The sequence below is a fragment of the Actinomadura napierensis genome (genome assembly GCF_039529375.1).
Classification (GTDB): Bacteria; Actinomycetota; Actinomycetes; order Streptosporangiales; family Streptosporangiaceae; genus Spirillospora; species Spirillospora napierensis.
The window spans coordinates 36,465-59,636 of record NZ_BAAAMR010000048.1 but is presented as its reverse complement, the minus strand read 5'-3'; the positions used below and the strand labels follow the sequence as shown (position 1 = coordinate 59,636).

26 protein-coding genes are annotated in these 23,172 nt (G+C 72.0%); 6 read left to right on the top strand and 20 right to left on the bottom strand.

Annotation, left to right across the window (positions count from 1 at the left end; genetic code table 11):
- Window positions 1-135 precede the first annotated feature (135 nt).
- The 8 genes from ABD296_RS25395 to ABD296_RS25360 form a co-directional block, all read right to left on the bottom strand.
- Window positions 136-993 carry an FAD binding domain-containing protein gene (locus ABD296_RS25395; RefSeq protein ID WP_344271874.1) on the bottom strand — a complete coding sequence of 286 codons (858 nt, stop codon included), beginning with the start codon at window positions 991-993 and terminating at the stop codon, window positions 136-138.
- A complete protein-coding gene (locus ABD296_RS25390; protein ID WP_344271873.1) occupies window positions 990-3,407 on the bottom strand; it encodes a xanthine dehydrogenase family protein molybdopterin-binding subunit in 2,418 nt (805 codons plus the stop codon). Before ABD296_RS25390 ends, ABD296_RS25395 begins: the two co-directional genes overlap by 4 nt.
- Window positions 3,404-3,898, bottom strand: coding sequence for a (2Fe-2S)-binding protein (locus ABD296_RS25385; RefSeq protein WP_344271870.1), 495 nt, complete (start codon window positions 3,896-3,898; stop codon window positions 3,404-3,406). The genes ABD296_RS25390 and ABD296_RS25385 overlap by 4 nt, the downstream gene beginning before the upstream one ends.
- Window positions 3,899-4,131: 233 nt before the next feature.
- A complete protein-coding gene (locus ABD296_RS25380) occupies window positions 4,132-4,839 on the bottom strand; it encodes a peptidoglycan-binding protein (RefSeq protein ID WP_344271867.1) in 708 nt (235 codons plus the stop codon).
- A complete protein-coding gene (locus tag ABD296_RS25375) occupies window positions 4,836-5,003 on the bottom strand; it encodes a hypothetical protein (RefSeq protein WP_344271864.1) in 168 nt (55 codons plus the stop codon). Before ABD296_RS25375 ends, ABD296_RS25380 begins: the two co-directional genes overlap by 4 nt.
- A 194-nt stretch (window positions 5,004-5,197) precedes the next feature.
- On the bottom strand, window positions 5,198-5,548 hold the full coding sequence (locus ABD296_RS25370; RefSeq protein WP_344271861.1) for a hypothetical protein: 351 nt from the start codon (window positions 5,546-5,548) through the stop codon (window positions 5,198-5,200).
- Window positions 5,549-5,636: 88 nt separating this feature from the next.
- Window positions 5,637-6,509, bottom strand: a complete 873-nt coding sequence (locus ABD296_RS25365) for an isocitrate lyase/PEP mutase family protein (RefSeq protein ID WP_344271858.1) — start codon at window positions 6,507-6,509, stop codon at window positions 5,637-5,639.
- Between the two features lie 235 nt (window positions 6,510-6,744).
- Window positions 6,745-8,250: an MFS transporter gene (locus ABD296_RS25360; protein WP_344271855.1), complete on the bottom strand. Its 1,506-nt coding sequence runs from the start codon at window positions 8,248-8,250 to the stop codon at window positions 6,745-6,747.
- Window positions 8,251-8,363: 113 nt separating this feature from the next.
- On the opposite strand from ABD296_RS25360, the gene ABD296_RS25355 reads away from it, so the two are divergent.
- Complete coding sequence (locus ABD296_RS25355) at window positions 8,364-9,089, top strand: TetR/AcrR family transcriptional regulator (RefSeq protein ID WP_344271852.1); 726 nt, start codon at window positions 8,364-8,366, stop codon at window positions 9,087-9,089.
- 10 nt (window positions 9,090-9,099) lie between these two features.
- Here ABD296_RS25355 and ABD296_RS25350 read toward each other — a convergent pair whose 3' ends face one another.
- The 3 genes from ABD296_RS25350 to ABD296_RS25340 all read right to left on the bottom strand — a co-directional run bounded on the left by ABD296_RS25350 (window position 9,100) and on the right by ABD296_RS25340 (window position 12,061).
- Window positions 9,100-9,462, bottom strand: a complete 363-nt coding sequence (locus tag ABD296_RS25350; RefSeq protein WP_344271849.1) for a hypothetical protein — start codon at window positions 9,460-9,462, stop codon at window positions 9,100-9,102.
- Between the two features lie 115 nt (window positions 9,463-9,577).
- Window positions 9,578-10,258, bottom strand: coding sequence for a class I SAM-dependent methyltransferase (locus tag ABD296_RS25345; RefSeq protein ID WP_344271846.1), 681 nt, complete (start codon window positions 10,256-10,258; stop codon window positions 9,578-9,580).
- Between the two features lie 264 nt (window positions 10,259-10,522).
- Window positions 10,523-12,061 (bottom strand): alkaline phosphatase D family protein, encoded by a 1,539-nt coding sequence (locus tag ABD296_RS25340; RefSeq protein WP_344271843.1) that lies wholly within the window; start codon window positions 12,059-12,061, stop codon window positions 10,523-10,525.
- Window positions 12,062-12,349: 288 nt separating this feature from the next.
- Here ABD296_RS25340 and ABD296_RS25335 point away from each other — a divergent pair, with 288 nt between their 5' ends.
- On the top strand, window positions 12,350-12,745 hold the full coding sequence (locus tag ABD296_RS25335) for a cupin domain-containing protein (protein ID WP_344271839.1): 396 nt from the start codon (window positions 12,350-12,352) through the stop codon (window positions 12,743-12,745).
- 24 nt (window positions 12,746-12,769) lie between these two features.
- Here the strand turns inward: ABD296_RS25335 and ABD296_RS25330 are convergent, their stop codons facing one another.
- The 5 genes from ABD296_RS25330 to ABD296_RS25310 form a co-directional block, all read right to left on the bottom strand.
- Window positions 12,770-13,471, bottom strand: a complete 702-nt coding sequence (locus ABD296_RS25330; protein ID WP_344271836.1) for a TetR/AcrR family transcriptional regulator — start codon at window positions 13,469-13,471, stop codon at window positions 12,770-12,772.
- Window positions 13,472-13,614: 143 nt separating this feature from the next.
- Entirely contained in the window at window positions 13,615-14,958 is a 1,344-nt protein-coding gene (locus ABD296_RS25325) for a dicarboxylate/amino acid:cation symporter (RefSeq protein ID WP_344271833.1), read from the bottom strand.
- A gap of 70 nt (window positions 14,959-15,028) precedes the next feature.
- Window positions 15,029-15,136 (bottom strand): putative leader peptide, encoded by a 108-nt coding sequence (locus ABD296_RS25320; RefSeq protein ID WP_344271830.1) that lies wholly within the window; start codon window positions 15,134-15,136, stop codon window positions 15,029-15,031.
- A gap of 36 nt (window positions 15,137-15,172) precedes the next feature.
- Complete coding sequence (locus ABD296_RS25315; RefSeq protein ID WP_344271827.1) at window positions 15,173-15,379, bottom strand: hypothetical protein; 207 nt, start codon at window positions 15,377-15,379, stop codon at window positions 15,173-15,175.
- Entirely contained in the window at window positions 15,372-16,598 is a 1,227-nt protein-coding gene (locus tag ABD296_RS25310) for a PspC domain-containing protein (protein WP_344271825.1), read from the bottom strand. The genes ABD296_RS25315 and ABD296_RS25310 overlap by 8 nt, the downstream gene beginning before the upstream one ends.
- A 212-nt stretch (window positions 16,599-16,810) precedes the next feature.
- Between ABD296_RS25310 and ABD296_RS25305 the strand changes: the two genes are divergently transcribed.
- Window positions 16,811-17,986, top strand: a complete 1,176-nt coding sequence (locus ABD296_RS25305; RefSeq protein ID WP_407061513.1) for an ATP-binding protein — start codon at window positions 16,811-16,813, stop codon at window positions 17,984-17,986.
- A 5-nt stretch (window positions 17,987-17,991) separates the two neighbouring features.
- Window positions 17,992-18,621, top strand: coding sequence for a LuxR C-terminal-related transcriptional regulator (locus tag ABD296_RS25300; protein WP_407061512.1), 630 nt, complete (start codon window positions 17,992-17,994; stop codon window positions 18,619-18,621).
- Between the two features lie 9 nt (window positions 18,622-18,630).
- On the opposite strand, the gene ABD296_RS25295 is transcribed toward ABD296_RS25300, so the two are convergent.
- Together ABD296_RS25295 and ABD296_RS25290 are read right to left on the bottom strand one after the other, a co-directional pair.
- Window positions 18,631-19,065, bottom strand: coding sequence for an acyl-CoA thioesterase (locus tag ABD296_RS25295; protein ID WP_344271819.1), 435 nt, complete (start codon window positions 19,063-19,065; stop codon window positions 18,631-18,633).
- Window positions 19,062-19,388 (bottom strand): hypothetical protein, encoded by a 327-nt coding sequence (locus ABD296_RS25290; protein WP_344271816.1) that lies wholly within the window; start codon window positions 19,386-19,388, stop codon window positions 19,062-19,064. Before ABD296_RS25290 ends, ABD296_RS25295 begins: the two co-directional genes overlap by 4 nt.
- A gap of 144 nt (window positions 19,389-19,532) precedes the next feature.
- Here ABD296_RS25290 and ABD296_RS25285 point away from each other — a divergent pair, with 144 nt between their 5' ends.
- Window positions 19,533-20,018 carry a DUF4190 domain-containing protein gene (locus ABD296_RS25285; RefSeq protein ID WP_344271813.1) on the top strand — a complete coding sequence of 162 codons (486 nt, stop codon included), beginning with the start codon at window positions 19,533-19,535 and terminating at the stop codon, window positions 20,016-20,018.
- A gap of 144 nt (window positions 20,019-20,162) precedes the next feature.
- On the top strand, window positions 20,163-20,918 hold the full coding sequence (locus ABD296_RS25280; protein WP_344271810.1) for a DUF4190 domain-containing protein: 756 nt from the start codon (window positions 20,163-20,165) through the stop codon (window positions 20,916-20,918).
- 56 nt (window positions 20,919-20,974) lie between these two features.
- Here ABD296_RS25280 and ABD296_RS25275 read toward each other — a convergent pair whose 3' ends face one another.
- Together ABD296_RS25275 and ABD296_RS25270 are read right to left on the bottom strand one after the other, a co-directional pair.
- The gene (locus tag ABD296_RS25275; RefSeq protein ID WP_344271808.1) at window positions 20,975-22,147 is read right to left on the bottom strand and encodes an FAD-dependent monooxygenase; all 1,173 of its coding nucleotides are present in this window, start codon (window positions 22,145-22,147) and stop codon (window positions 20,975-20,977) included.
- 105 nt (window positions 22,148-22,252) lie between these two features.
- Window positions 22,253-23,137, bottom strand: a complete 885-nt coding sequence (locus ABD296_RS25270; protein WP_344271805.1) for a serine hydrolase — start codon at window positions 23,135-23,137, stop codon at window positions 22,253-22,255.
- Window positions 23,138-23,172: the final 35 nt, after the last annotated feature.

Sequence of the window (23,172 nt, the reverse complement as noted above, 5' to 3'; positions counted from 1 at the left end):
CCGGTGTTCTTCCCGCGACCTTACGGCGATCACCCGGCCGCCGCCAGTGCGGGGGTGCCCGCACGGAACGCGCGAAAACGGGGCGGGTCGCGCGGCCGGGCCCAGGGCGCGGGGACCCGGCCGCGCGGCCGCGCCTCAGCCGCCCGCCGCGGCGGCCAGCGCCCGCGCGGTCAGCACGGACGCCAGGTGCGTTCGGTATTCGGCGGATCCGTGCAGGTCGGTGGGCGGCTCGGTGCCCTCGGCGGCGTGCCCGGCGGCGGATCTGAACGCCTCCTGCGACGCCGCCCGCCCCCTGACGGCCTCCTCCACGGCGTCCGCGCGGACGGGCGTCGGCCCCATGTTGGTGAGCGCGACCCTGGCCTCCTCGACCGTGTCGCCCGACCGGCGCACCGCGCACGCGACCCCGACGATCGCCCACGCCTGCGCCGTCCGGTGGAACTTCTCGTAGTGCACGCCCCAGCCCGCGCCGGGCTTCGGCACCCGCACGCCGACGAGCAGCTCGTCCGGCTCCAGCGCCGAGGTCATCCAGTCGACGAAGAACTCGGCCGCCGGGATCTCCCGCTCGCCGCGCACCGACCGGGCCAGCAGCACCGCGTCCAGCGCCAGCGCGACGGCCGGCAGGTCGCCCGCCGGGTCCGCGTGCGCCAGCGACCCGCAGAACGTGCCGCGGTGCCGGACGGCCGGGTCCGCGACCGTCTCGGTCGCCCGCGCGATCAGCGGCAGGTGCTCGCGCACCAGCGGGTCGCCGATCACCTGGTGGTGCGTCGCCATCGCGCCGATGACCACGGCGTCGCCGTCGTCGCGGATCTCGCGCAGCCCGTCCAGCCGGTCGAGGTCGATGAGCGCGTCGGGGTAGGCGAGCCGCATCCGCAGCAGCGGCATCAGGCTCTGCCCGCGGGCGAGGACCTTCGCGTCCTCGCCGGCGTCGGCCAGCGCCCGCGCGGCCTCGTCCACCGACGCGGGGCGCACGTAGTCGAACGTCGCGGGGATCACTGGGCACCTCCGGCCGATCCGAGACCGCCGCCCGCTCCGGGTTCGGCGGTGTCCGGCTTGGACTCCGAGCGCAGAGCGCGCCAGACGCGCTCCGGCGTGCACGGCATCGGGACGTCGTGCACGCCGAACGGGCGCAGCGCGTCCACGATCGCGTTGACGACCGCCGGGGTCGAGGCGATCGTGCCGGCCTCGCCGACGCCCTTCACGCCCATCGGGTTGGACGTCGCGGGCGTCTCGGTGCGGTCGGTGGTGAACGACGGCAGATCCGCCGCTGACGGGATCAGGTAGTCGGCCATCGTGGTCGTGGTGAGGTTGCCCTCCTCGTCGTACACGGCCTCCTCGTACAGCGCCTGCGCGATGCCCTGCGCGAGCCCGCCGTGCACCTGACCCTCGACGATCAGCGGGTTCACGACCTTGCCGACGTCGTCCACCGCCACGTACTTGCGGATCTTCACCATCCCGGTCTCGGTGTCGACCTCGGCCGCGCACAGGTGCGTGCCGTGCGGGAAGGAGAAGTTGCCCGGGTCGTAGGTCGCGTCGGAGTCCAGCGACGGCTCGACACCGTCCGGGAGGTCGTGCGCCGCGAACGCGGCCAGCGCGACCTCCTGCAGCGTCCGGCCCTCCTGCTGGACGCCCCGGACGCTGAACCGCCCGCCCTCGAACTCCAGGTCCTGCTCGGACGCCTCCAGCAGGTGCGCCGCGACCTTCCGGGCCTTGTCGACGACCTTGTCGCACGCCGAGTACAGCGCCATCCCGCCGACCGCGAGCGACCGCGACCCGTAGGTGTCCATGCCCTTGTGCGACACGGCCGTGTCGCCGTGCAGCACCTTCACGTCCTCGAACGGGATGCCCAGCCGGTCCGCGGTGATCTGCGCCCACGCCGTCTCGTGGCCCTGCCCGTGCGCGGACGAACCCGTGACGACCTCGACCTTCCCGGACGGAAGCACCCGAACCGATGCGTGCTCCCAGCCGCCGGCGCCGTACGACAGCGATCCCAGCACCCGCGACGGCGCGAGCCCGCACATCTCCGTGAACGTCGACACCCCGATGCCGAGCTGTACCGGGTCACGGCTTTCGCGGCGGTCGGTCTGCTCCGCGCGGAGCTTGTCGTACTCGAACAGCTCCAGCGCCTTGTCGGTCGCCGCCTCGTAGTTCCCGCTGTCGTAGGTGAGGCCCGCGATCGTGTCGAACGGGAACTCCTCGTGCGCGATCCAGTTGCGGCGCCGCACCTCGATCGGGTCCATGCCCAGCTCGTCGGCCAGCTCGTCCATCAGCCGCTCGATCGCGAACGTCGCCTCCGGACGTCCCGCACCGCGGTAGGCGTCCGTGGGCGTTTTGGTCGTGAACACGCCCGAACAGGTGAAGGAGTAGGCGTCCATCTTGTAGATGCCGTTGAACATGAACGCGCCCAGCAGCGCGATGCCCGGTGTCACCAGCATCAGGTAGGCGCCCATGTCGGCGAGCAGCTCCACCTTCAGGCCGCGGATCCGCCCGTCCCGCTCCGCCGCCAGCGTCAGCCGCTGGATCTGGTCGCGCCCGTGGTGGACGGTCATGTTCCCTTCGCTGCGCGACTCCGTCCACTTCACCGGACGGCCCAGCTTCCGCGCCAGCAGGAGCGCGAGCACCTCCTCGCCGTACACCTGCAGCTTCGAGCCGAACCCGCCGCCCACGTCGGGCGCGACGACCCGGATCTTGTGCTCGGGGATCTCCGTGACCGTCGCCAGCATCAGCCGCAGGATGTGCGGGATCTGCGTCGCGGAGTACAGGGTGAACTCGTCGCCCTCCGGGACGCACAGCACCGACCGCGGCTCCATCGCCGTCGGGATCAGCCGCTGCTGGACGTACCGGCGCTCCAGCACGACCGGCGCGTCCCGCATCGCGGCGTCCATGTCGCCGTTCTCGAACACCCACGTGTAGGACGTGTTCGTCCCGAGCCCCTCGTGGACCAGGTCGGCGCCGTCCGCGACGGCCGCCTCCATGTCCACCACGGCGGGCAGCGGCTCGTAGTCGACGTCGATCTCCTCCAGCGCGTCGACCGCCGCGTACCGGTCCCGCGCCACCACGCACGCCACCGGCTCGCCCACGTAACGGACCTCGTCCACCGCCATCGGCGGATGGTCCGGATGCTTCATGTCCTCGGTGACGACCCACGCGCACGGCAGCGACCCCTGCTCGGCCGCGAAGTCGGCGCCGCTGAACGCCCCCACGACGCCCGGACGGCCCTTCGCCTGCTCGACGTCGACCCCGGTGATGCGCGCGTGCGCGTGAGGGCTGCGCACGAAGGCGACGTACAGCGTCCCCACCGGAGCCATGTTGTCGGTCCACCGCGTCCGCCCGGTGATCAGCCGGGCGTCCTCCGACCGCTTCCGGGGCGAGCCCATCTCCCTTGCGGGACCCTCCGCCGTCGCGGTCATGACGCCACCTCCGGCTCCTGCGCGGGCGTGCGCATCTCCGCCGCCGCGCGCCGCACCGCCTTCACGATGTTCTGGTAGCCGGTGCACCGGCACAGGTTGCCCTCCAGCCCGTCCCGGATCTCCTCCTCGGACGGGTCGGCGTTCTCCCGCAGCAGATCGATCGACGCCATGATCATGCCGGGGGTGCAGTAGCCGCACTGCAGCGCGTGCTCCTCGTGGAACGCCCGCTGCATCGGGTGCCCGGCGCCGCCGGCCCCCAGCCCCTCGACGGTGGTGACGTCGCGGCCGTCGGCCTGGACGGCGAGCACGGAGCAGCTCTTCACGCTCAACCCGTCCATCAGGACGGTGCAGGCTCCGCAGTTGCTGGTGTCGCACCCCACCGGGGTGCCGACCTTCCCCAGCCGGTCGCGCAGGTAGTGGACGAGAAGAAGCCGCGGTTCGACGTCGTCCTCGTACGTCGCACCATCGACCTCGACACGGATACGTGGCATGCGTTTCTCCCAGGGACGTCTCGGGGTGGACCGGAGAGAGGACGCCCCTGGGCGGAGCACGCTGAACCGGCCACGTCATCGGGGCCCGCCTCTCTGAGCGCTCCGCGACATGCCTCCCGGAGCGCTCCGCGACATGCGACCTTACGAAGGTATGCCGCGGTTGAATCGCGTACTAGACCCCGACGTGGCCTATTTGTCCCGGGCTTTGTCCCAGGCCGGACGCGGTGCCGCCGCTACTGCACCCGCAGCAGCACCGGCCAGGTGTCGGGCCCGACGATCCCGTCGGCCGTCACGCCGCCCCACTTCTGGACGGCCTTCACCGCCGCCTCCGTCGTGTCGTCGAACCGCCCGTTGACCGCGACCTCGGAGTGGCTGCGCGCCAGCAGCAGCCCCTGCACGCTCTCGACGTGCTCGCCCGTGTCGCCCTTGCTCAGCTCCGGCAGCCTGTTCACCATGGCCTCCATCCAGTCGTCGCCGCTGTAGTCGGGCCGCCCGTAGCCCGCGATCACGTCCGCGCCGCGCACCTTGCGCTTGCAGGCGTCGGAGGTGTTGCCCTCGATCGTCTGGACCCGTCCGCCGCCCAGTGCCTTCTCGACCACGCCGACGTGGTCGATCGCGGAGATGGTGTTGGACGCGCCCCAGTCGAAGAAGACGATGTCGCCGGGCCGCGCCGCGTCGACCTGCGCGGTCGTCCCGGCGTGCCAGCGTCCGGCCTTCTGGAAGTCCTCGGCGTGCCACGGCGTGTACGCGCGGTCGCCGCCGGGCAGGACGGCGCCCGCGTTGCCGCTGTGCCGCGCCCAGTAGGTGATGGCCATGTCGCACCAGGACGCGTCGAGGAACTCGTCGCCGTGCCTGGACGCGTACTCCTTGGTGATGGTGTTCGGGCGGCCCGACATCCCGAGGGACTTGCGGGCCTCCGCCAGCATGCTCGCCGCGGTCATGCGGAACCCTCCCCGCGGAAGATCCCGTCCCTGTCCGGCTCTCCGTACAGATCGCGCAGGACCTGCTCCTCGTCCGGCTCCGTCGCGCGGTCGACACCGGGGTTCACGTCGACCTCGTCCATATGCGACGCCTCGGTGGCGTCCGTTCGTGCTTCGGGGGTCACTGTCACTCCTCGACGGCGGCGACCGCCCCGTTCCGTGGGCGATCACCAACCGACCGTAATCGGATCCCCCATACTTTTCCGGATTTCCCCCATATTCACATCGACCGCGACTGACCTGCCGAGACGGCCCCGCCACTCTCGCCACCCGGTAAGCGGACGACGCCCGCGGGCGCCGCGGGCGCCGTCCGGGAGCGTCACTCGTCGTCGGCCTCGGGCGGCGACACGGTCGTGGACGTGCCCGACAGCGACCCGTTCGACGAGCCGGGCGACATGCCGCTGGACGCGCCGCTGACCTCGTTGATGATGTCGCTGCCCGGGCTGCCGTCGCCCTTGGCGAGGTTGAACGACCGGTCGATCTCCAGCCAGCTGTCGTCGCCCGCGTCGTCGCCGGTGTTGTTGAAGGCGCTGACGAGGGTGTCCCCGGGCGCGGCCGGGGCCGCCGGCGCGGCGGGCGGCGGGGCGGACGCGGACGCCCAGGTGACCCCGGCCGTCGCGGCCGAGACGCCGCAGGCGAGGGCGGTGAGCGTGAGGAATCTGGCGAGCATGCGCATGTGGACCTTTTTTCTGTAGTGACGAAACATCGCGGCGACTCCCGGGTGGGGAATCACCGCGATGGGCGGATGTCGGGTGGGATCAGGCGGGGGTGCCCGCCATCTCCTGTTCGTCGCTCCGGTGGTGCCGGCTCATGTTGCGTTCCAGCAGGTCGATCGACTCCTTGACGCCGACGCTGTCCGGCGTCATCTCGGGCAGCCGGCCGTCGGCGCCCTTCAGTTCGAGCAGCGCCGCGTCCATGGCGCTCTGCGCCGCGAACAGGCACGGGGTGCTGTAGATCGCCACGTCCACGCCGAGCTCGGTGAGCTCGGGCAGCGAGATGCGCGGCGACTTGCCGCCGGCGATCTGGTTGAACAGCAGCGGCTTGCCGCCGATCACCTGCCGCACCCTGTGGATCCAGTCGACGCTCCGGACGCCGTCGACCAGGATGACGTCGGCGTCGGTCTCGGCGAGGGCCTGCGCGCGCCGCAGGATCTCCTCCTCGTCGGTGGCGTCGGTGCGGGCGACGACCACCAGGTCGCGGCGCGTCTCCAGCACCATCTCGAGCTTCTCGAGATACTCCGGCAGCGGAAGGATCTGCTTGCCGTCGACGTGCCCGCAGCGGCGCGGCCGCCGCTGGTCCTCCAGGATGACGCCGGACGCGCCGAACATCTCCAGCTGCTCGACGACGTGGCAGGCGACCTCCGGGTCGACGTACCCGTCGTCGATGTCGACCAGCAGGTGCCGGCCGGGGAAGGCGAGCCGCAGCCGCTGCACGAACGCGACCATGTCCGGCCAGGCGATGAAGCCGATGTCGGGCAGCCCGTAATGGGACGCGGCGAACCCGAAGCCGGACACGAAGAGGCCGTTGTAGTGCTTGGCGGCGACGGAGGCGGAGAACATGTCGAACACTCCGATGAGCGGAGTGACTCCCTCCGACATGATCTCTCGTCGTAGCTCGTCTCCGTAATTCACGTATCACTCCTCTGTTCTGGGGTGTGGCAGGTCCGGCGCCCTGAGGGGCACCGGACCGGGGGACTGTCACGCCTCGAACAACGCGGACGAGTCACTATTCCGCGTTGCGAATAGTTACTCATCCAGAACGTATAGGAGGGGCAAAGTGAATGTAGCGGTCGACTAAAATCGACTGCCCTTCGCCGGTTATGAAACGCGATATGGGGATTTGTTCTTGGCCTTTGTTTTGCCCCGGCTAGGGCGCGACGTCGACCGGTGCGGCCGACGCGTCCGGCTGCGTCGCCGGGGCCGGCCGCAGCACCAGGAACGCCAGCAGGGCCGCGGCGACGCCGGCGACCACGCCGACGACCGCGATCGTGGCCATGGAATGGGTGAACGCGTCGCGCGCCGCCGCGGCGAGGCCGGCGTCGCCCCTGGCCGCCGCGACCGCCAGCGCGTCGCCGATCGACTTGCGCGCCGGGCCGGTGACGCCGTCCGGCATGCGGCCGGAGAACGCCGCCGACAGGACGCTGCCGAGGATCGCGACGCTGAGCGCCTGCCCGAGCTGCTGGACGGTGTCGTTGACCGCCGAGCCGACGCCGGCGCGCTCGGGCGGCAGCGCGCCGAGCAGCGTCCCGTACGCCGCGGGGCCCATCGTCCCGCTGCCCATCCCCATGATGACCAGGGCGATGGCGAGCTTGGGGTAGCCGTCGCCGGGCGACAGCGTCGCCAGCACGCCGAAGCCGGCGGCGAGCAGCAGCAGGCCGGCCGCCACCGCGACCCTCGCGCCGAGCTTCTTGTCGACGACCACGCCGATCCCGTTGAACGCCATCGCGGCGACCATCAGCGGGATGAACGCGGCACCGGCCTTCAGCGGGCTGTAGTCCAGCACGAACTGCAGGTACTGGGTGAGGGCGAGCAGCAGGCCGCCCGCCGAGAACGACATCAGCACCACCGACAGGCTGGCGCCGCTGAAGTTGCGGTCGCGGAACAGGGCCGTCGGCAGCATCGGCTCCGGGCAGTGCCGCTCCCACAGGGCGAACGCGGCGATCATGACGACCGCGACCACGAACCCGCCGATCGTCCGGGCGGACGACCAGCCGTCCCGCGCCGTCTCGATCACGCCCCACACCAGGGCGGTCATCCCGACCGTGGACAGCACGGCGCCCACCACGTCGGGGCGGACGGCCGGGCCGCGCGACTCGGGGATGATCAGCAGTGCGGCGACGATCCCGACGGCCGCGATCGGGACGTTCAGCAGGAACACCGACCCCCACCAGAAGTCGCGCAGCAGCACGCCGCCGACGAGCGGGCCCGCGACGGCGCCCACCATCAGCACCGAGCTCCAGATGGCGAGGGCCTTCTTGCGCTCCTCGTCGTCGAAGACGGTGGTGAGGATCGACAGCGTGCCCGGCATCAGGAACGCGCCGCCGACGCCCATCAGCGCCCGCGCGGCGATGAGCTCGCCGGAGGAGTCCGCCATCGCGGCGAACACCGACGCGCCGCCGAACAGGACGAGCCCGGCGACCAGGCCGCGGCGGCGCCCGAACCGGTCGGACAGGGCGCCCGCGGTGAGCAGCAGCCCGGCGAAGACCAGCATGTAGGCGTCCAGGATCCACTGGATGTCGGCATTGCTCGCGTGCAGGTCCTTCACCAGCGACGGGATCGCGACGTTGAGCACCGTGTTGTCGATGACGACCACGAGCAGGCTGAGGCACAGCACGCCGAGGATCAACCAGCGGCGCGGGTCTCGGGCGGACATGGCATCCCCGTTCGTACAACGATCGAATTTTCGCACACTGTACTAACCGCGGTACGCCGTTCGTCAACCGATAATCTGGAGCGGCGAAGCACCCCCAGGTCAGAAGGACGCGCATGGCCCCTGAACACGATCCCGTCGCCACGTCGGTCTGGCTGCGCCCGGGCCGTCCGCGGCGGGGCCGCCCGCAGCTCAGCCGCGAGGAGATCGTCGGCGCGGCGGTCCGGCTGCTGGACGCCGAGGGCCCGGACGGCTTCAGCATGCGGCGCCTGGCCGCGAGCATCAGCGCGGGCGCGACCTCGATGTACTTCTACGTCGCGAACAAGGACGAGCTGCTGGAGCTGGTCGTCGACGAGATCCTCGGCGAGGTCGAGGTCCCCGACGTCGAGGCGGTCGGCTGGCGGGAGGCGGCGGCCGGGCTCGTCCGCGCGTTCCGGACCGTGCTGCTCCGCCATTCCTGGGTGATCGCCCTGTTCGGCACCCATCCCGCCATCGGGCCGAAGGCGATGCGGATCAGCGACCGCACCATCGCGCTGCTGACCGCCGCGGGCCTGTCCGGCGCGGAGGTCGCCTGGGCCAGCTCCCTGCTGATGTCGCACGCCATCGGCTACGCCACGTCCGACGCCGCGCTGGACCGCGCCACCCGCGCCGCCGGGAAGTCGGCGGCCGACCTCGTCGAGCAGCTCCGCCCCTTCGTGGAGCGCGTGGCGGACGACTACCCGAACTACGCCGGCTGGTGGCGCCAGAACGCGACGATCGACATCGACCCGGACGACGGCTTCGAGTTCGGCCTCGAACGCGTCCTCGACGGCCTGCAGGCCTGGATCGACAAGAAGTCCTGACCCCGCGCCGTCACGGCGACGGCGTGCCGCAGGTCTTGGTGATGTCGTCGGTGGCCTGAGTGAACCGGACCGTCTCGGATTCGGAGAGGAAGTTCTTCCCCGCCTCGTTGCCGCCGTTCTTCTCCAGCTTCGCGCCGACGTCCAGGACGATGTCGACCTCCTTGGCCAGGTGGTCGTCCTTCAGCTTCGGGCGGACCTTGCGGAGCGCGCCGATGATGCCCTGGACGTCGTCCGACCCGGACTGGGCCCGCAGCGCGGTGGTGATCTTGGAGCAGTCGGCCTTCCGGTGGTCGCCGCCGCCGGAGCAGCCGGGCACCAGGAGGCACAGGACGAGCGCCGCCGCGGGCGGGACGAGGATGCGCACCGGTTTCACGGCACCGATGATCCCAGGTCGGGGACTGTGCACCGTTCTGTGGGGTATGCACGCTGTGTGTTCGTCAAGTACCTGTTTGTGACCACGCTGCTGACCGTGGTCGCCTACGTCCTGCTCACCCGCTGACGCCCGGGTCCTTCCGCGCCCTGACGGCGAGGACGGTCGGGGTCGGTGCGCCGCGTTCCGCGAACCGCTCGAACGCCAGGCCCGCGGCCATGAAGGAGTGCAGCAGTTCGGGCAGCGGCCGGTGGGTCGCCCCCACCTTGTCCCGCACGCCGCGATCGGTCCAGGACGCCTTGGTCCAGTGCCCGTCAAGGTAACCGGGACCGATCACGACCGCGTCCGGGTCGCCGCGGTCGGCGAAACCGCCGCAGAAGCAGGGATGGACGCCGACATGCACGAAGATCCCGCCGGGCCGCAGCACCCGAGCCGCCTCGCGGAGCACATCCGGGTAGCCGGGCATGTCGGTGTGGACCATCACCGCGATGACGGCGGCCAGCGAGCCGTCCCGAAGGGGCAGCCGCCCCGCGTCGCCCCGAACGACGGGAAGCCGCCCACGAGCATGCCGAAGCATCCCAGCGGACAGGTCGACCCCGACAGGCACCCACCCGAGCCCGCGCACGCGGTCGGCGTGGACGCCGGTGCCGCACCCGATCTCCAGGCAGGGCTCGCGGCCCTCGCCGAGGAGTTCTTGCAGGACACCGGCCAGATCGAGCGGGTCGTTCTGGCGCTGGGCGCTGAGGAACTCGTGCTCGTACCAGTCCGCGATCTCGTCGTAGGCCGCAGTCGGTGCCATCGCCGCTCCCTTGTGAGGCGCCTCCTCGACTCTAACCAGGCGCGTCCGCCATTGGCGGTCGGTGAGGTGCGCACAAAGGTCGCCGTGGGATCGCCGCATCCGCTGAGCGGGAAACACGGGAGAACGAGGTAACGGGCGCCGGAGGGGCGGCATTCATTGTGCCGGGCCGGTGGGACGTCGATGCCGATTCCGGTCAATTGAGCGATGAAACAAAAAGAGTCGGGCGCGGCGGTCGAGGGCCGCGCCCGGCTTGGAGGGCGGTTTTCAGCGGGCGGGGGTGAGGCTTTCGGTGTGCAGCACCTTGCCGTCCAGGTCTCGGAGGTGGACGGTCAGGGCGCCCGACTGCGCGTCGATGTCGACTTCGCCGAAGAACTGGTAGCCCTCGGCGGGCGAGGTGTTCGCGTGCGGCGGGGCCTGCACGAACTTCGCCGTCGGGCCGAACGTGCCGTCGAGGGAGTTCGGGCCGAAGGCGCCGGCGTTGAGCGGGCCGGACACGAATTCCCAGAACGGGTCGAAGTCCTGGTACGCGGCCTTGGACGGGTCGTAGTAGTGGGCGGCCGTGTAATGGACGTCGGCGGTCAGCCAGACGGTGTTGCGGACGCGGTGCCTCTTGATGTCGGAGAGGATGTCCGCGATCTCCCGTTCGCGGCCGAGGGGCGCACCTTTGTCGCCCTGGGCCGCCGCTTCCTGCGCGGTGCCGTCGGGGACGACGAGGCCGATCGGCAGGTCGTTCGCGATGACCTTCCAGGTGGCCTTCGAACCGCGGAGCTCGCGCTTGAGCCAGGCGGCCTGCTCGGCGCCGAGGAGCCCGTCGCGCTGCGTCGGGGAGTCGTCGGCGTCGTTCGGGGACTTGTACGTGCGCATGTCGAGCATGAACACGTCGAGCAGCGGGCCGTAGGAGATCTTGCGGTAGATGCGCCCGCCCTTGGCGGCCTGAATGGCGATGGGCGTGTATTCGAACGCGGCGCGGCGCGCGCGTGCGGAAAGGACGTCCACCCGCTTCTCGGTGTACTGCGGGAGGTCCAGTATCTCGCCCGGGTACCAGTTGTTGAGCGTTTCGTGGTCGTCCCACTGGTAGAGCATCGGGACCTGGGCGTTGAACGCGCGGAGATTGGCGTCCTGGAGGTTGTAGCGGAACTGGCCGCGGTATTCGGCGAGCGTCTGGGCGACGGTGGACTTCTCCGGAGTGGTGAGGTTGCGCCAGGTGCGGCCGTCCGGGAGCGCCACCGTCTCGGTCAGCGGGCCGTCGGAGTAGACGAGGTCGCCGCTGCACAGGAAGAAGTCGGGGTCGACCGCGGCCATCGCCTTGAAGATGCGGTAGCCGCCGAGGTCGGGGTTGATGCCCCAGCCCTGGCCGGCGAGGTCGCCGGACCAGACGAACCGGATGTCGCGGCGGGTGCGCGGCGCCGTGCGGAGCCGTCCGGCGACCGGCTCGGACGTCAGGTGCCGGTCCAGGTCGTCCAGCCGGACCCGGTAGTGCAGCTCGCGGCCCGGCGGCAGGCCGCGCAGGAACGCCTTGCCGGTGAGGTCGGTGTCCGGGGTCAGGACGGGGCCGCGGACGGTCCTGGCGTTCCGGAAGTCGGGGCGGTCGCTGAGGTCGACGAACATCCGCGCGGGACGGTCGGCCCGCGCCCACACGACGGCCTCGTGCGCGGTGACGTCGCCGCTCTGCACGCCGTGGGTGAGCCGCGGACGGCCGGTCCGCAGCAGCCCGGCGGCGCGCGCCGGTCCGTCGTTCAGCAGGGCGAAGGCCGCTCCGGCGGTCGTCACGAGACCACCTCGCAGCACGGTGCGCCGGTCCATGCAGGCTCCGTTCCTTGATCCGTTACCGGGACGGATGGTGGCGGACCGGGACGGACCGCCGGTGCACGGCGGGTGAACGCAGGCGTTCGGCTTGACAACCGTTGGTCACGGAGTGTCTCCTTGGTTCCATGCCAGCGCGCGTTCCCGCCGACAGCCCCGTGGCCCTCCGCCGCGTGGCCAGCGCGCTGTGTCCTGCCTGTAGCCGCTGATCATCCCGTTGCACGCCGGGTGGCTCACCCGGATCCGGCTCACACCCAGGACTCCAGGACCATGGTTCCCGATCTCACTATGCGTGGCCAGGACGACCCGCACGGCCGCACGACCATCGCCCGCCCGCCGACCGTGGGGCAGCTCGCCGCCCGCGTCCACGCGCTGGCCGCGCGCCCGTCCGACTGGTGGCGCCGCCTCACCTTCGACGAGACCGGCCCGGTGCGCGTCCCGCTGGACGACCCCGACGGCACGGACGGCGTCCGGCTGTGGCTGACCACCTGGCCCCCGGGGCACGGCGCGACCGTGCACGGGCAGGTCAGCACGCTGATCGCCGGTGAGCTGGCGGAGGTGGCGATCGCGGCGGACGGGGTGACGGAGCGCCCGCTGCGGGCCAACCGGGTCCGCGTGCACGGCGGCCCGCAGACCTTCACCAACCCCGGCCCCGCGTTCGCCGTCAGCCTGCACGCCTCCTGACCGCGCCGCCCCGCCGACGACGGGTCAGTGTTCGCCGGTCAGGTACGGGGAGGCGGCCTCGCGGCCGATGAGGGGGAGCAGCACGAAGTAGGTGAGGGCCGGCAGCAGCGACGGCAGCTCCTCCGCCTCGCCCGTCTCCACCTGGACGTGGATCGCGCTGTAGATGCCGCCGACGATCGCGTCGATCACCGCGACCGGGACCGGCGGCAGCGACGGCTCGGCGAAGAACGCGCGGAACCGGGCGAGGCTGTCGATGCGCGCCTGCCGCACCTGCGGCCCGGCCGCGTTCACCTCCACCAGCGACGCCCGCGCGAACGGCGGCTGGGCGGCCAGGATCGCCAGCATCCGGCGCAGCGCCGCCTGGATCCCGTCCGGCCAGGACGGCGCCGCCTCGTACGCCTCGGTCATCCGCCGCAGCAGGATGTCCATGCCGTGCTGGTAGGCCGCCAGGAAGCAGTCGTCGAGATCAGTGAAGTGCGTGTAGAACGTCTTCTTGGTGACGCCCGCGCCCTCGGTCACCCGGCTGATCGTCGTGTGCGCGAAGCCGCGCTCGGACACCACCTGCACGAACGCGTCGATGAGCCGCTCGCGCTGGATGCCCGCGACGGTCTCCGGCGAGAGCCCGTGCCGCCCCGGCTTGATCGCGCGGCCGGGGTCCAGGGCCGACCGCGCGCCCGGGAGCACGTCCGTGCCGCCGCCCTCTGGGACACCGGGCTGCCCTGCCATCACACCTCGATCCCCGATCACCTGCCGTTGGGATCACACTACTTCGCGTTCCCGCCGGAGGGGGATGGCCGCGCGGTGCGGCGCGGGTCACACGCGGACGCCCGCGCCGATCCCGGCGCGGGCGTCCGTATGTTTCCGGCAGATCAGGCGGGAACGGGCTCGGCCTCGCGGTCGCGCCGCGGCGCCTCGTCGCCGGTCTCGCCGGTCTCGTCCGGGATGGACGGGCTGGAGGTCAGCTCCTTCGGCGGGCCGTTGAACACCGACTCGTCCAGCAGCCCCTCCGACCGGGCGACCAGCACCGGGACGGTCAGCTGGCCGGTGACGTTCAGCGCCGTCCGGGCCATGTCGATGACCTTGTCGATCGCGATCAGGTAGCCGACGGCCTGCAGCGGCAGCCCCACCGTGGTCAGCGTCAGGGTCAGCGCGACCAGCGCCGGGCCGGGCGTGCCGCCGGTGCCGAGCTGCCCGATCACCGCGGCCAGCGCGATCAGCGCGTAGTCGGCGATGCCGAGGTGCACGCCGGTGTACTGGGCGACGAACACCGCGGCCACCGCCGGGTAGATCGCGCCGCAGCCGTCGAACTTGATCGTCGCGCCGAGCGGCTGCGCGAAGCTCGCGTACTCCCGCTGGACGCCGTTGCGCTCGATCGCCACCCGCTGCGCGATCGGCAGCGTCGCCAGCGAGGACGAGGACACGAAGCCGAACTGGATCGCCGGCCAGGAGTTGCGCAGGAACTTCAGCGGGTTCACCCGGCCGAACGCGCGCAGCAGCAACGGGTAGCCGACCAGCAGCATGATCGCGACGGCCAGGTAGATCGCGCCGGTGAACTTCGCCAGCGGCGCCAGCGAGCTCGGCCCGTAGGTGGCGACGACGGAGCCGATCAGGAAGAACGACCCGATCGGGGTGAGCCGGACGACCCACCACACGACCTTCTGCATCACCACGTACAGGTCGTCGATCAGGTTCGTCAGCCGCTCGCCGCGCTCGCCGATCGCGACCAGCGCCGCGCCGAACAGCACCGCGAACGTGACGACGCCGAGCACGTTGCCGTCCGCCATCGCCTTGACGATGTTGGACGGGAACAGGTTCTGCAGCACCTGCGTCCAGGTGACGGGGTCGGTCTCGGCGGACTCGCTGGCCAGCTTCCCGAGGCCCTGCCCCGGCTTGACCAGCAGCGCGACGGTCAGCCCGATCGCGGTGGCGATCGCCGAGGTCACCACGAACCAGCCGAGCGTCTTGGCGGTCAGCCGCGCGACGCTCCCGACGTTGCGGAGCCGTCCGACGCTCACCACGATCGCCGCGAACACCAGCGGCACCACGACGACCTTCAGCAGGCTGACGTAGACGTCGCCGAAGGGGTCCAGCCAGTCGGCGGCGGTCTTCTCGCCGCCCCCGAAGTTGTTGATCAGGGCGCCGGCGGCGACGCCGAGCACCAGCGACAGCACGATCTGCTGCCAGAACTGCCATTTCCAGACACGCGGGTTCATCGAGAGGTTCTCCAGGGCAGCCGGAGGCCGGCTTGCGGGAAAGGGGATGAGAAGAAGGCGGGAGGCTGCGTCAGGCGCGACAGAGCACGCTGGCGAGGCGGCACAGGTCCACGTGCAGCCGGGCCACGAGCAGGACGCTCTTCTCGGAGAACTTCACGAAGCACTCAAACAGCCACATCCGGACCGGGTGTTCCCGGTCCGGACGTGGCCTGCGTCACCTCAGCCGTCGGCGGCGCCCTCTGGTCAGCACCCGGACGGTCCCGACGACCCCGAGCCCGATCAGCACCGCCGGCACCATCACCGCCACCGTCACGGCGTGCCCGCCGGACAGGCCGTCCGCCAGGAACGCGCCCGCCGCGACGAGGAAGAAGATCCCCGCGACCGGCCCGCCCGGGTCGAACCCGCGGCGCTTCTCAGACACGGTGGACATCCACATCCCCGACCTTTCCGCGGATTCTCAGTTCGATCTCCGGCGGGTTGCTCACCTGCGCGCCCTCGGGCTCCAGCACCCGCACGACCCTCGCGTTCGGGCCGCTCGTCGTGCGGTGCTCGATGCGCAGGTCACCGAGCGCGATGCGCGCGTCCAGCCGGACCCGCACGCCCTGCGGCACCTTCACCTCCATGCCGCCGAGCCCGACGGACGCGTCGACCGAGACGTGCTGCCCCGTCGTCAGCGGCAGCGCGGTCAGGTCGAGCGTGCCCTGCCCGAGGCCGATCCGGTACTCCTGGTGCGTGCTGGTCGCGTTCATCGGCCGCCACTCCATGTCCCCGTACTCAACGTTGTCCGGCATATGCGCCGCGACCGCCGTGGCCAGCAGCGAAAGGGTCAGCAGGGTCCCCGCGGCGGCGAGGCCGCGCGTCCGGAACCAGCCGCCGACGACCAGGCCGGCGCCCACCACCGCGAGCGCGGGCGCCATGACGATCAGCCACGAGTCGGGGGCCGGATAGCCGCGTGCCACCGGGAGGAGCGCGGCGCCGGTGGCCATCGCCGCCAGCAGCGTGATCGTCGTCGCGGGGGACCTGCGCCGGTCCCGCCTCGCCGGCGGCGGCACGTCCTCCTGCGGCTGCGCGGCGTGGGCCCGCCCGTAGGTGGCGAGGTCGATCATCCCGTCGGGCAGCCCGCCGCCCGTCCACGCCGGCGTCTCCTTCTCCAGCGACACGCTCCCGGCCGCGGCCCACTCGTCCGACGGTCCCGGCGGGTGCCCGGCGAACCGCTCCGGAACGGACCTGGCCGCACCGACGAGATCCACGCCGCGCGCGTGGGCGACCAGCATGACCAGCGCGAACACCACCAGCACGGCGATCGAGTCCGTCGAGACCCCGCCGACCAGGCTGAGCGCGACGCCCACGCACAGCAGCGCCCCGAGCGCCGACAGCACCGCGGGCGCGTCGAACCAGCGCCGGAACGCCCGCTCCGCCACCGACGACTCGCCCGGGCTCGCCGGCATCAGCAGCCCGGCGACGATGTACAGGAAGACGCCCTGGCCGTGCGCGAGGACCAGCAGCGCGAACCCCACGCGAAAGACGACGGGATCGATCCTCGTATACCGCCCCAATCCGGTACAGACCCCGATCAGGACCCGTCGCTCCGGATCCCGCGCCAGGCGCCGGTGCTCGCCGGCGTTCCGCTCCTCACCCATGCCACCATCGTGACCGCCCGCCGCCCCCGGCACCATCAGGGACGACCCTGACCGGACCCCGAGATCCCCGCGGGAACGCGCTCGACCGCGACCGCCGGGACCCTGAGGGAATTCGGGGTGGTGCCCTGATGCGGAGGCGGGCCGGGCGTGTGACGATCGGTGACGTGGGAGTACGTGGCGAAGGGTCGCAGGGCGAGGGCGCGGCGGGCGGGGTGACGTCCGCGCCCGCCGCCGTGCCCGAGGGGGCGCGGCTGGAACGGGTGCCGGACGGGCGGCTCGTCGCGGGCGTGGCCCGGGGCCTCGCCGAGCACCTGGGCGTGGACGCGTGGATCGTCCGGGCGGCGTTCGTGCTGCTGACGGTGGCGAGCGGGCTCGGGCTCGCCGCCTACGGCGCGTTCTGGATCCTGGTGCCCGCGCGGGAGGCGACGCCGGCGCGGCGCGGGCGTGACTGGGGGCAGCTGGCCGTCTACGGGGTCGTCACGGTCGGCCTGGCGGCCCTGCCGTGGGGGGCGGGCAAGGCCGGCGGGCTGATGCAGTGGGCGATCTGGCCGTTCGTGCTCGGCGGCGTCGGCGCGGCGATCCTGTGGCAGCAGGCGGACCGGGACCAGCGGCAGCGGTGGGTGCTGCCACTGCGCCAGCGGTGGCTGCGCAGCCTGCTGGGGCTGCTGCTGGTCGTCGGAGGGATCGGCGGGTTCGTCGCGCAGCGGGTGGACGTGGGGCAGGCCCGGTCGGTGATCATCGCGATGCTGATCATCCTGACCGGGGTGACGCTGATCGTGACGCCGTGGGTGCTGCGGCTCTGGCAGGACCTGGACACCGAGCGGGCCGAGCGCGTCCGGTCGCAGGAGCGGGCGGAGCTGGCCGCGCACATCCACGACTCGGTGCTGCACACGCTGACGCTGATCCAGCGGAACGCGCACGACACGCGGGAGGTGCAGCGGCTCGCCCGGTCGCAGGAGCGGACGCTGCGGACGTGGCTCTACCAGCCGCGCTCGGACCCCGACCAGACGTTCGCCGCGGCGATCAAGGCGGCGGCGGGGGAGGTCGAGGACGACCACGGCGTGCCGATCGAGGTGGTGTGCGTGGGGGACACCGCGCTGGACGAGCGGCTGGGCGCGGCGCTGCAGGCGGCGCGGGAGGCGATGGTGAACGCGGCGAAGTACGCCGAGTCGCCGTCGGTGTCGGTGTACGCGGAGGTGGAGGGCGACAAGGTCGCCATCTTCGTCCGGGACCGGGGCAAGGGATTCGACCTGGATCAGGTCCCGGAGGACCGGATGGGCGTCCGGGGGTCCATCATCGGACGTATGGAGCGCAACGGCGGCAAGGCGACCGTCCGGACCGCGCCGGGCGAGGGCACCGAGGTGCGTCTGGAGATGGAGAAGTCGTGAGCGAGCTGAGGCGGGTCGTGCTGGTCGACGACCACCAGATGTTCCGGACCGGGGTGAAGGCGGAGCTCGGCGGCGGCGTCGAGATCGTCGGGGAGGCCGGCGACGTCGACGAGGCGGTGTCGGTGATCCGGGCGACGACCCCGGACGTGGTGCTGCTGGACGTGCACCTGCCCGGGGGCGGCGGCATCGAGGTGCTGCGCCGGCTGAACGGCGTGGTGCCGTCGAGGTTCCTGGCGCTGTCGGTGTCGGACGCGGCGGAGGACGTGATCGGGGTGGTGCGGGGCGGCGCGCGCGGCTACGTCACCAAGACGATCTCGGGCCCGGAGCTGACGGACGCGATCGGCCGGGTGGCGGAGGGCGACGCGGTGTTCTCGCCGCGCCTCGCGGGTTTCGTGCTGGACGCGTTCTCCGCGTCGGACGTCCCGGCGGTCGACCCGGAGCTGGACCAGATCACGCAGCGGGAGCGGGACGTGCTGCGGCTGATCGCCCGCGGCTACGCCTACAAGGAGATCGCCAAGGAGCTGTTCATCTCGGTGAAGACGGTGGAGACGCATGTCAGCAGCGTGCTGCGCAAGCTCCAGCTGTCGAACCGGCACGAGCTGTCCCGCTGGGCCGCCGCCCGCCGCCTGGTGTAGCGCGCGGTCTCACTCCAGGCCGAGGAGTCCGGGGCTGCCCGCCCGGTTCCGCCATTCGCTCCGGGGATCGGCGACCAGCCGGCGCGTCCCGAGGTCGAGCAGCCCGCTGACGTGCGAGACCTCCGCGGCCACGACGCCGTCCGCACGCCGGAACGCGTGCCGTACGCGGTAGGTCTTGCCGCCGCTCCATTCCCATTCGCAGGTCACGTCGACCTGGTCGCCGCCCCGCAGTTCGCGGTGGTACTTGATGACGGTCTCCAGGTTGACGGGCCCCAGGCCGCCGCGGATGAGGTCATCGACGGACACCCCGGCCGCCTGCACGCATGCGAAGCGCGCGTGGTCGGCGTACTGGACGTAGAAGCCGCCGTTGAGGTGCAGTTGCGGGTCGATCTCGTAGACGCGGACCTCCATCCGGACGCTGAACGGTTCGGTGGCGACGCTCATCCGGGGTCCTCCTGTTCCGCCCGCCAGGTCAGCGAGCGCTCGGTGAGGTAGCGGCGGCCGTCGCCGCGGACCTCCAGCCAGTCGCCGCGGACCCAGCCGCCCGCGGCCTGGGGCGAGAAGCCGTGCTTGCGGAACAGGGCGCTGGCCTCCGCCCTGGTGAGGCCCCGCTCGCCCCATTCGGTGATGAGCGCGCGGTGGCGGTCCTCTTCCGGGGGCTCGGCGGGGTCGGCGGAGACCGCGTCGGCCAGTGCCGCGAACCCGGCGCTGATCTGGCGCAGCGCCGCGGCGACCCGGTCGGCTTGCGGCGTCGGCGTCGGCTCCATAAGCACAGCATAGCAATCGGTACCAATCGCAATCCAATGCGCGTGGGAGGGATGCGGCGTTTCGATGACTGTGAGCGAAATGTAATGTCCGGATTGCCGGGAACCATGATCGTTGCGAGGGCGGGTGTGGCAGCGTCGCTGCCCGTGACCTTCCCTTCCGGCCCGGGGCAGCCGAATCCCTGGGCACGCCCCACCGCCCCGCCGCCGCGCGACGGCACTCCTCAGAAGACGAACGGCCTGGCCATCGCCGCGTTCGTCACCGGCCTGCTCGGCTGCTGCAGCATTCTCGGCATCGTTCTCGGTGCCGTCGCGCTCAACCAGATCGGGCAGCGCGGAGAGAAGGGACGCGGCCTCGCCATCGCGGGCATCGTCCTGTCCGCGCTGTGGACCGTGGGGTCGGTGGCCGGCTATCTGGCGTTCTCCCGGTCCGGCTCGTCGTACGCGGACCTGTCGACCGTGCCGCGGCCGACCGTGACCGGGACACAGAAGATCGACGCGCCGACGATGCGGATCGGTGACTGCATCGACGATCCCGCGATGGCGGGAGCCCCGGCCGATGACTCGGTCCCGCCGGTGCAGGTGGAGAACGTCTCCGAGGGCAAAAAGCTCACCGGCCGTGTCGGCGGCTGACGCTTCCTGCGCCCGCTCAGTAGTCGCGGAGTTCGGCCCCGTAGGCGGGAGTACGGGGGAGGGATGGGTGTGAGCAAAATGTAATGTCCGGAATGTCGGGCATCATGATCACGTGGGCGGCGGGGTGTGGCAGGGTCGCTGCCCATGAGTTATCCACCCCCCGGGCCCGGGCAGCCGGGCGCCGGGTTCCACGACCCCTATCCGTCCCCGCCGATGCCGGTCGGGCCCGGGTACGCCGCCGGGTCGCCGCAGGACAAGACGAACGGCGTGGCGATCGCCGCGTTCGTGACCGGCCTGCTCGGCTGCTTCGGCATCGTCGGAGCCGTCCTCGGCGTCATCTCGCTCCGCCAGATCGGCGAGCGCGGCGGCAAGGGCCGCGGCCTCGCCGTCGCCGGCATCGTGCTGTCCGCCCTGTGGATCGTGGGCCCGGTGATCGGCTACCTGATGATCTCCGGCTCGGACTCCTCGTCGTCCGCCTCCGGCCCGGACGGGACGCCGAAGCCGAAGACGACCAGGCCGCAGAAGATCGACGCGTACAAGATGAAGGTCGGCGACTGCATCAACGACCCGGTCTCCTCCGGCGGCCCGTCCGCCCCGCCGGTCGAGGTGGACAGCGTCAAGAAGGTGCCCTGCACCGGCCCGCACGACGGCGAGGTGCTGGCGGTCTTCAACCTGACGCAGACCGTGATGCCGGACGACCAGCGGATGAGCGACCTGGCCTCCGCCGGGTGCAAGCTGCGCATCCAGCGCCGGCTCGACCGCGACCCGGCGGCCGCGCACCTGGCGCGGTCGTTCTACTACCCGACCGCCGACTCCTGGCGCGACGGCGACCGCGCCGTCACCTGCCTCGGGGTGAACGCCGCCGAAGGCAAGAAGCTCACCCGCCGCATCCGCGGCTGACCCCACCGGGCACTCCCCGCTGGGCGGCCGGCCCGCCGCTCAGCCCGACCCCGGCCTCAGTAGTCGCGCAGCTTGTAGGAGTTCGTGACGGCGGCGACGTCGTCCATCCGCTCCTCGCTCGCGTCGGCCACCCCGAGTTCCGCCGCCACCCGGTCGCGGTTGCGGTCCATGTTCGCGAGGGCCATCTCCTGGTTCGCGGTGACGAAGTCGCGGAGTTCGGCCTCGTAGGCGGCGAACGCCGCGCGGTGGTCGCCGCCGGCGGCCTTCAGCTCGCCGGCCAGCACGTAAGCGCCGACCATCGCCATGCTCGTGCCCTGCCCGGACGCGGGGGAGCCGCAGTACCCGGCGTCGCCGAGCAGGGCGACGCGGCCCTTGGACCAGGAGTCCATGTGGATCTGCGCCATGGCGTCGAAGTGGAAGTCCGGTGCGCCGTCCATCGTCTCCAGCAGCCCGGGGATCGCGCCGGTGGCGTCCGCGAACCGGCTCGCGAGCAGCCGCTTCTGGTCCTGGACGTCGCGCGGGTCGTAGGGGACCGGTTCCGGCGAGTCGAACCCCATGTAGACGCGGAGCTCGCCGTTCCCGCGGACGCTCATCGCCATCGCGCCCCACGCGTTCCCGGGCACCGGGAAGATCGTCTGCCAGCCGTCCAGGCCGAGCAGGTTCGGCGCCGTCCAGACGCCGAGGTAGGCGCCGAGGTGCCGCAGGAAGGCCTCCTCGGGGCCGAACGCGAGCCGCCGGACGTTGGAGTGCAGGCCGTCGGCGCCGATGACCAGGTCGAACGTCCGGGTCGTGCCGCCGTGGAAGATGACGCGGACCGTCTCGTCGTCCTGCTCCATCCCGGCGATCGAGTCGTCGAAGAGGTACTCGATCCCGTCGCCCCCGGCGCCGACGATCAGCTCGGCGAGGTCGTCGCGGAGGACCTCCACGTCCGGGCTCGCGAGGTCGCCGCCGCTGGCGGTGCGCTCGGTGGTGCTGAAGACCTCCTCGCCGTCCTGCCCGACGATCGACATCCCGCGCAGGTCGGTGGCCAGCGCCCGCGCCGCGTCGAGGACGCCCATCCGATCGGCGACGTCGAGGGCGGGGCCCCGGACGTCGATCGCCTGGCCGCCGGGACGCATCGCGGGCGCCCGCTCCACGATCGTGACCTCGAACCCGTACCGGTCGAGCCAGTACGCGAGGGCCGGGCCCGCGATGCTCGCACCGGAGATCAGGACGTTCGTGTTGCGCATGAGCTGCTCCTTCGGAGGTTTCGTGCCGCCCTCCGAAGACTCACCGGGTGCGCTGACAGAACGCTGACGCACCGCTCACAGGACCTGATGCCCCGCTGAGAGCCGTCACCCGTCGGTGCCGCGCAGCGCCGAGACGACCGCGGTCGCGACGTGCTCGACGGTGGCCACGCCCTCTCCCATCGTGGGGCTGTCGCAGCTGAACACGGCGACGAGGAAGTCGTGGCCGGGACCGGTGATGCGGCCGATGCTGTTGACCGCCCAGCCGTTGCCCTCGTACCGCAGCGGCACCCAGCCGTTCTTGAGCGCGACCCGCTCGCCGGGACGCGCCGCCGCGCTGATGCCCCACGCCTGCGCGGGGATCACCGACCGCATCAGGCGCAGGACGTACCGGCGGTTCGCCGGGGCGAGCGGGCTCGGATCGGACGCCAGCGACCGGATCAGCCGGACCTGGTCGGACGGGCTGGTCCACGACGAGCCCCACGACACCGGATACGGATCGGTGCGCTCCAAGCCGAACATTTGTCCGGCGCGCCGCAGTCCGTCATTGCGGCCGATGCCGGCGTACAGCGCGTCGGCCGCCGTGTTGTCGCTGCGCCGGATCATCCGCCCGGCCAGCGCCCGCTCGCCCTCCGACAGCCCGACCCCCTGCCACTGGTGCTGCAGCAGCAGGGCCGCCAGGATGTCGACCTTGATGACGCTGGCGGTGACGAACTGGGACGTCTCGTTCAGCCCGAACGTCCGGCCGCTGCGCAGGTCGGTCGCCATCACGCCGGCGCGTCCCGGCCGTCCCCGCAGGTAGGCGCGGAGGCCGCCGCGCAGCCGCAGCGCGTCGAACTCCGGTGCCTTCGCGACCGTCACGGCCCGCCGCCCCCCGCCGCCGGGATCCTCCGGGTGGACGGTACGGCGCAGATGCCCGTCCGCGGTCATCCCGGTCCACACGGCCACCGCGGCACCGGCGGCGACGGCGAGCACGGCGACGCTGCGTCGCATGCGATCCCCCGATTCGCGCGACGGCGGCCCGCCCC

What these genes read in the sequence shown, in the direction of transcription:
- ABD296_RS25290 (WP_344271816.1), bottom strand. Translation starts at nt 19,388, where the DNA reads ATGGAGCCGACGCCGACGCCGCAAGCCGACCGGGTCGCCGCGGCGCTG.
- ABD296_RS25335 (WP_344271839.1), top strand. Translation starts at nt 12,350, where the DNA reads ATGCGTGGCCAGGACGACCCGCACGGCCGCACGACCATCGCCCGCCCG.
- ABD296_RS25320 (WP_344271830.1), bottom strand. Translation starts at nt 15,136, where the DNA reads ATGTGGCTGTTTGAGTGCTTCGTGAAGTTCTCCGAGAAGAGCGTCCTG.
- ABD296_RS25325 (WP_344271833.1), bottom strand. Translation starts at nt 14,958, where the DNA reads ATGAACCCGCGTGTCTGGAAATGGCAGTTCTGGCAGCAGATCGTGCTG.
- ABD296_RS25270 (WP_344271805.1), bottom strand. Translation starts at nt 23,137, where the DNA reads ATGCGACGCAGCGTCGCCGTGCTCGCCGTCGCCGCCGGTGCCGCGGTG.
- ABD296_RS25370 (WP_344271861.1), bottom strand. Translation starts at nt 5,548, where the DNA reads ATGCTCGCCAGATTCCTCACGCTCACCGCCCTCGCCTGCGGCGTCTCG.
- ABD296_RS25330 (WP_344271836.1), bottom strand. Translation starts at nt 13,471, where the DNA reads ATGGCAGGGCAGCCCGGTGTCCCAGAGGGCGGCGGCACGGACGTGCTC.
- ABD296_RS25340 (WP_344271843.1), bottom strand. Translation starts at nt 12,061, where the DNA reads ATGGACCGGCGCACCGTGCTGCGAGGTGGTCTCGTGACGACCGCCGGA.
- ABD296_RS25385 (WP_344271870.1), bottom strand. Translation starts at nt 3,898, where the DNA reads ATGCCACGTATCCGTGTCGAGGTCGATGGTGCGACGTACGAGGACGAC.
- ABD296_RS25310 (WP_344271825.1), bottom strand. Translation starts at nt 16,598, where the DNA reads ATGGGTGAGGAGCGGAACGCCGGCGAGCACCGGCGCCTGGCGCGGGAT.
- ABD296_RS25295 (WP_344271819.1), bottom strand. Translation starts at nt 19,065, where the DNA reads ATGAGCGTCGCCACCGAACCGTTCAGCGTCCGGATGGAGGTCCGCGTC.
- ABD296_RS25275 (WP_344271808.1), bottom strand. Translation starts at nt 22,147, where the DNA reads ATGCGCAACACGAACGTCCTGATCTCCGGTGCGAGCATCGCGGGCCCG.
- ABD296_RS25380 (WP_344271867.1), bottom strand. Translation starts at nt 4,839, where the DNA reads ATGACCGCGGCGAGCATGCTGGCGGAGGCCCGCAAGTCCCTCGGGATG.
- ABD296_RS25355 (WP_344271852.1), top strand. Translation starts at nt 8,364, where the DNA reads ATGGCCCCTGAACACGATCCCGTCGCCACGTCGGTCTGGCTGCGCCCG.
- ABD296_RS25280 (WP_344271810.1), top strand. Translation starts at nt 20,163, where the DNA reads ATGAGTTATCCACCCCCCGGGCCCGGGCAGCCGGGCGCCGGGTTCCAC.
- ABD296_RS25360 (WP_344271855.1), bottom strand. Translation starts at nt 8,250, where the DNA reads ATGTCCGCCCGAGACCCGCGCCGCTGGTTGATCCTCGGCGTGCTGTGC.
- ABD296_RS25390 (WP_344271873.1), bottom strand. Translation starts at nt 3,407, where the DNA reads ATGACCGCGACGGCGGAGGGTCCCGCAAGGGAGATGGGCTCGCCCCGG.
- ABD296_RS25345 (WP_344271846.1), bottom strand. Translation starts at nt 10,258, where the DNA reads ATGGCACCGACTGCGGCCTACGACGAGATCGCGGACTGGTACGAGCAC.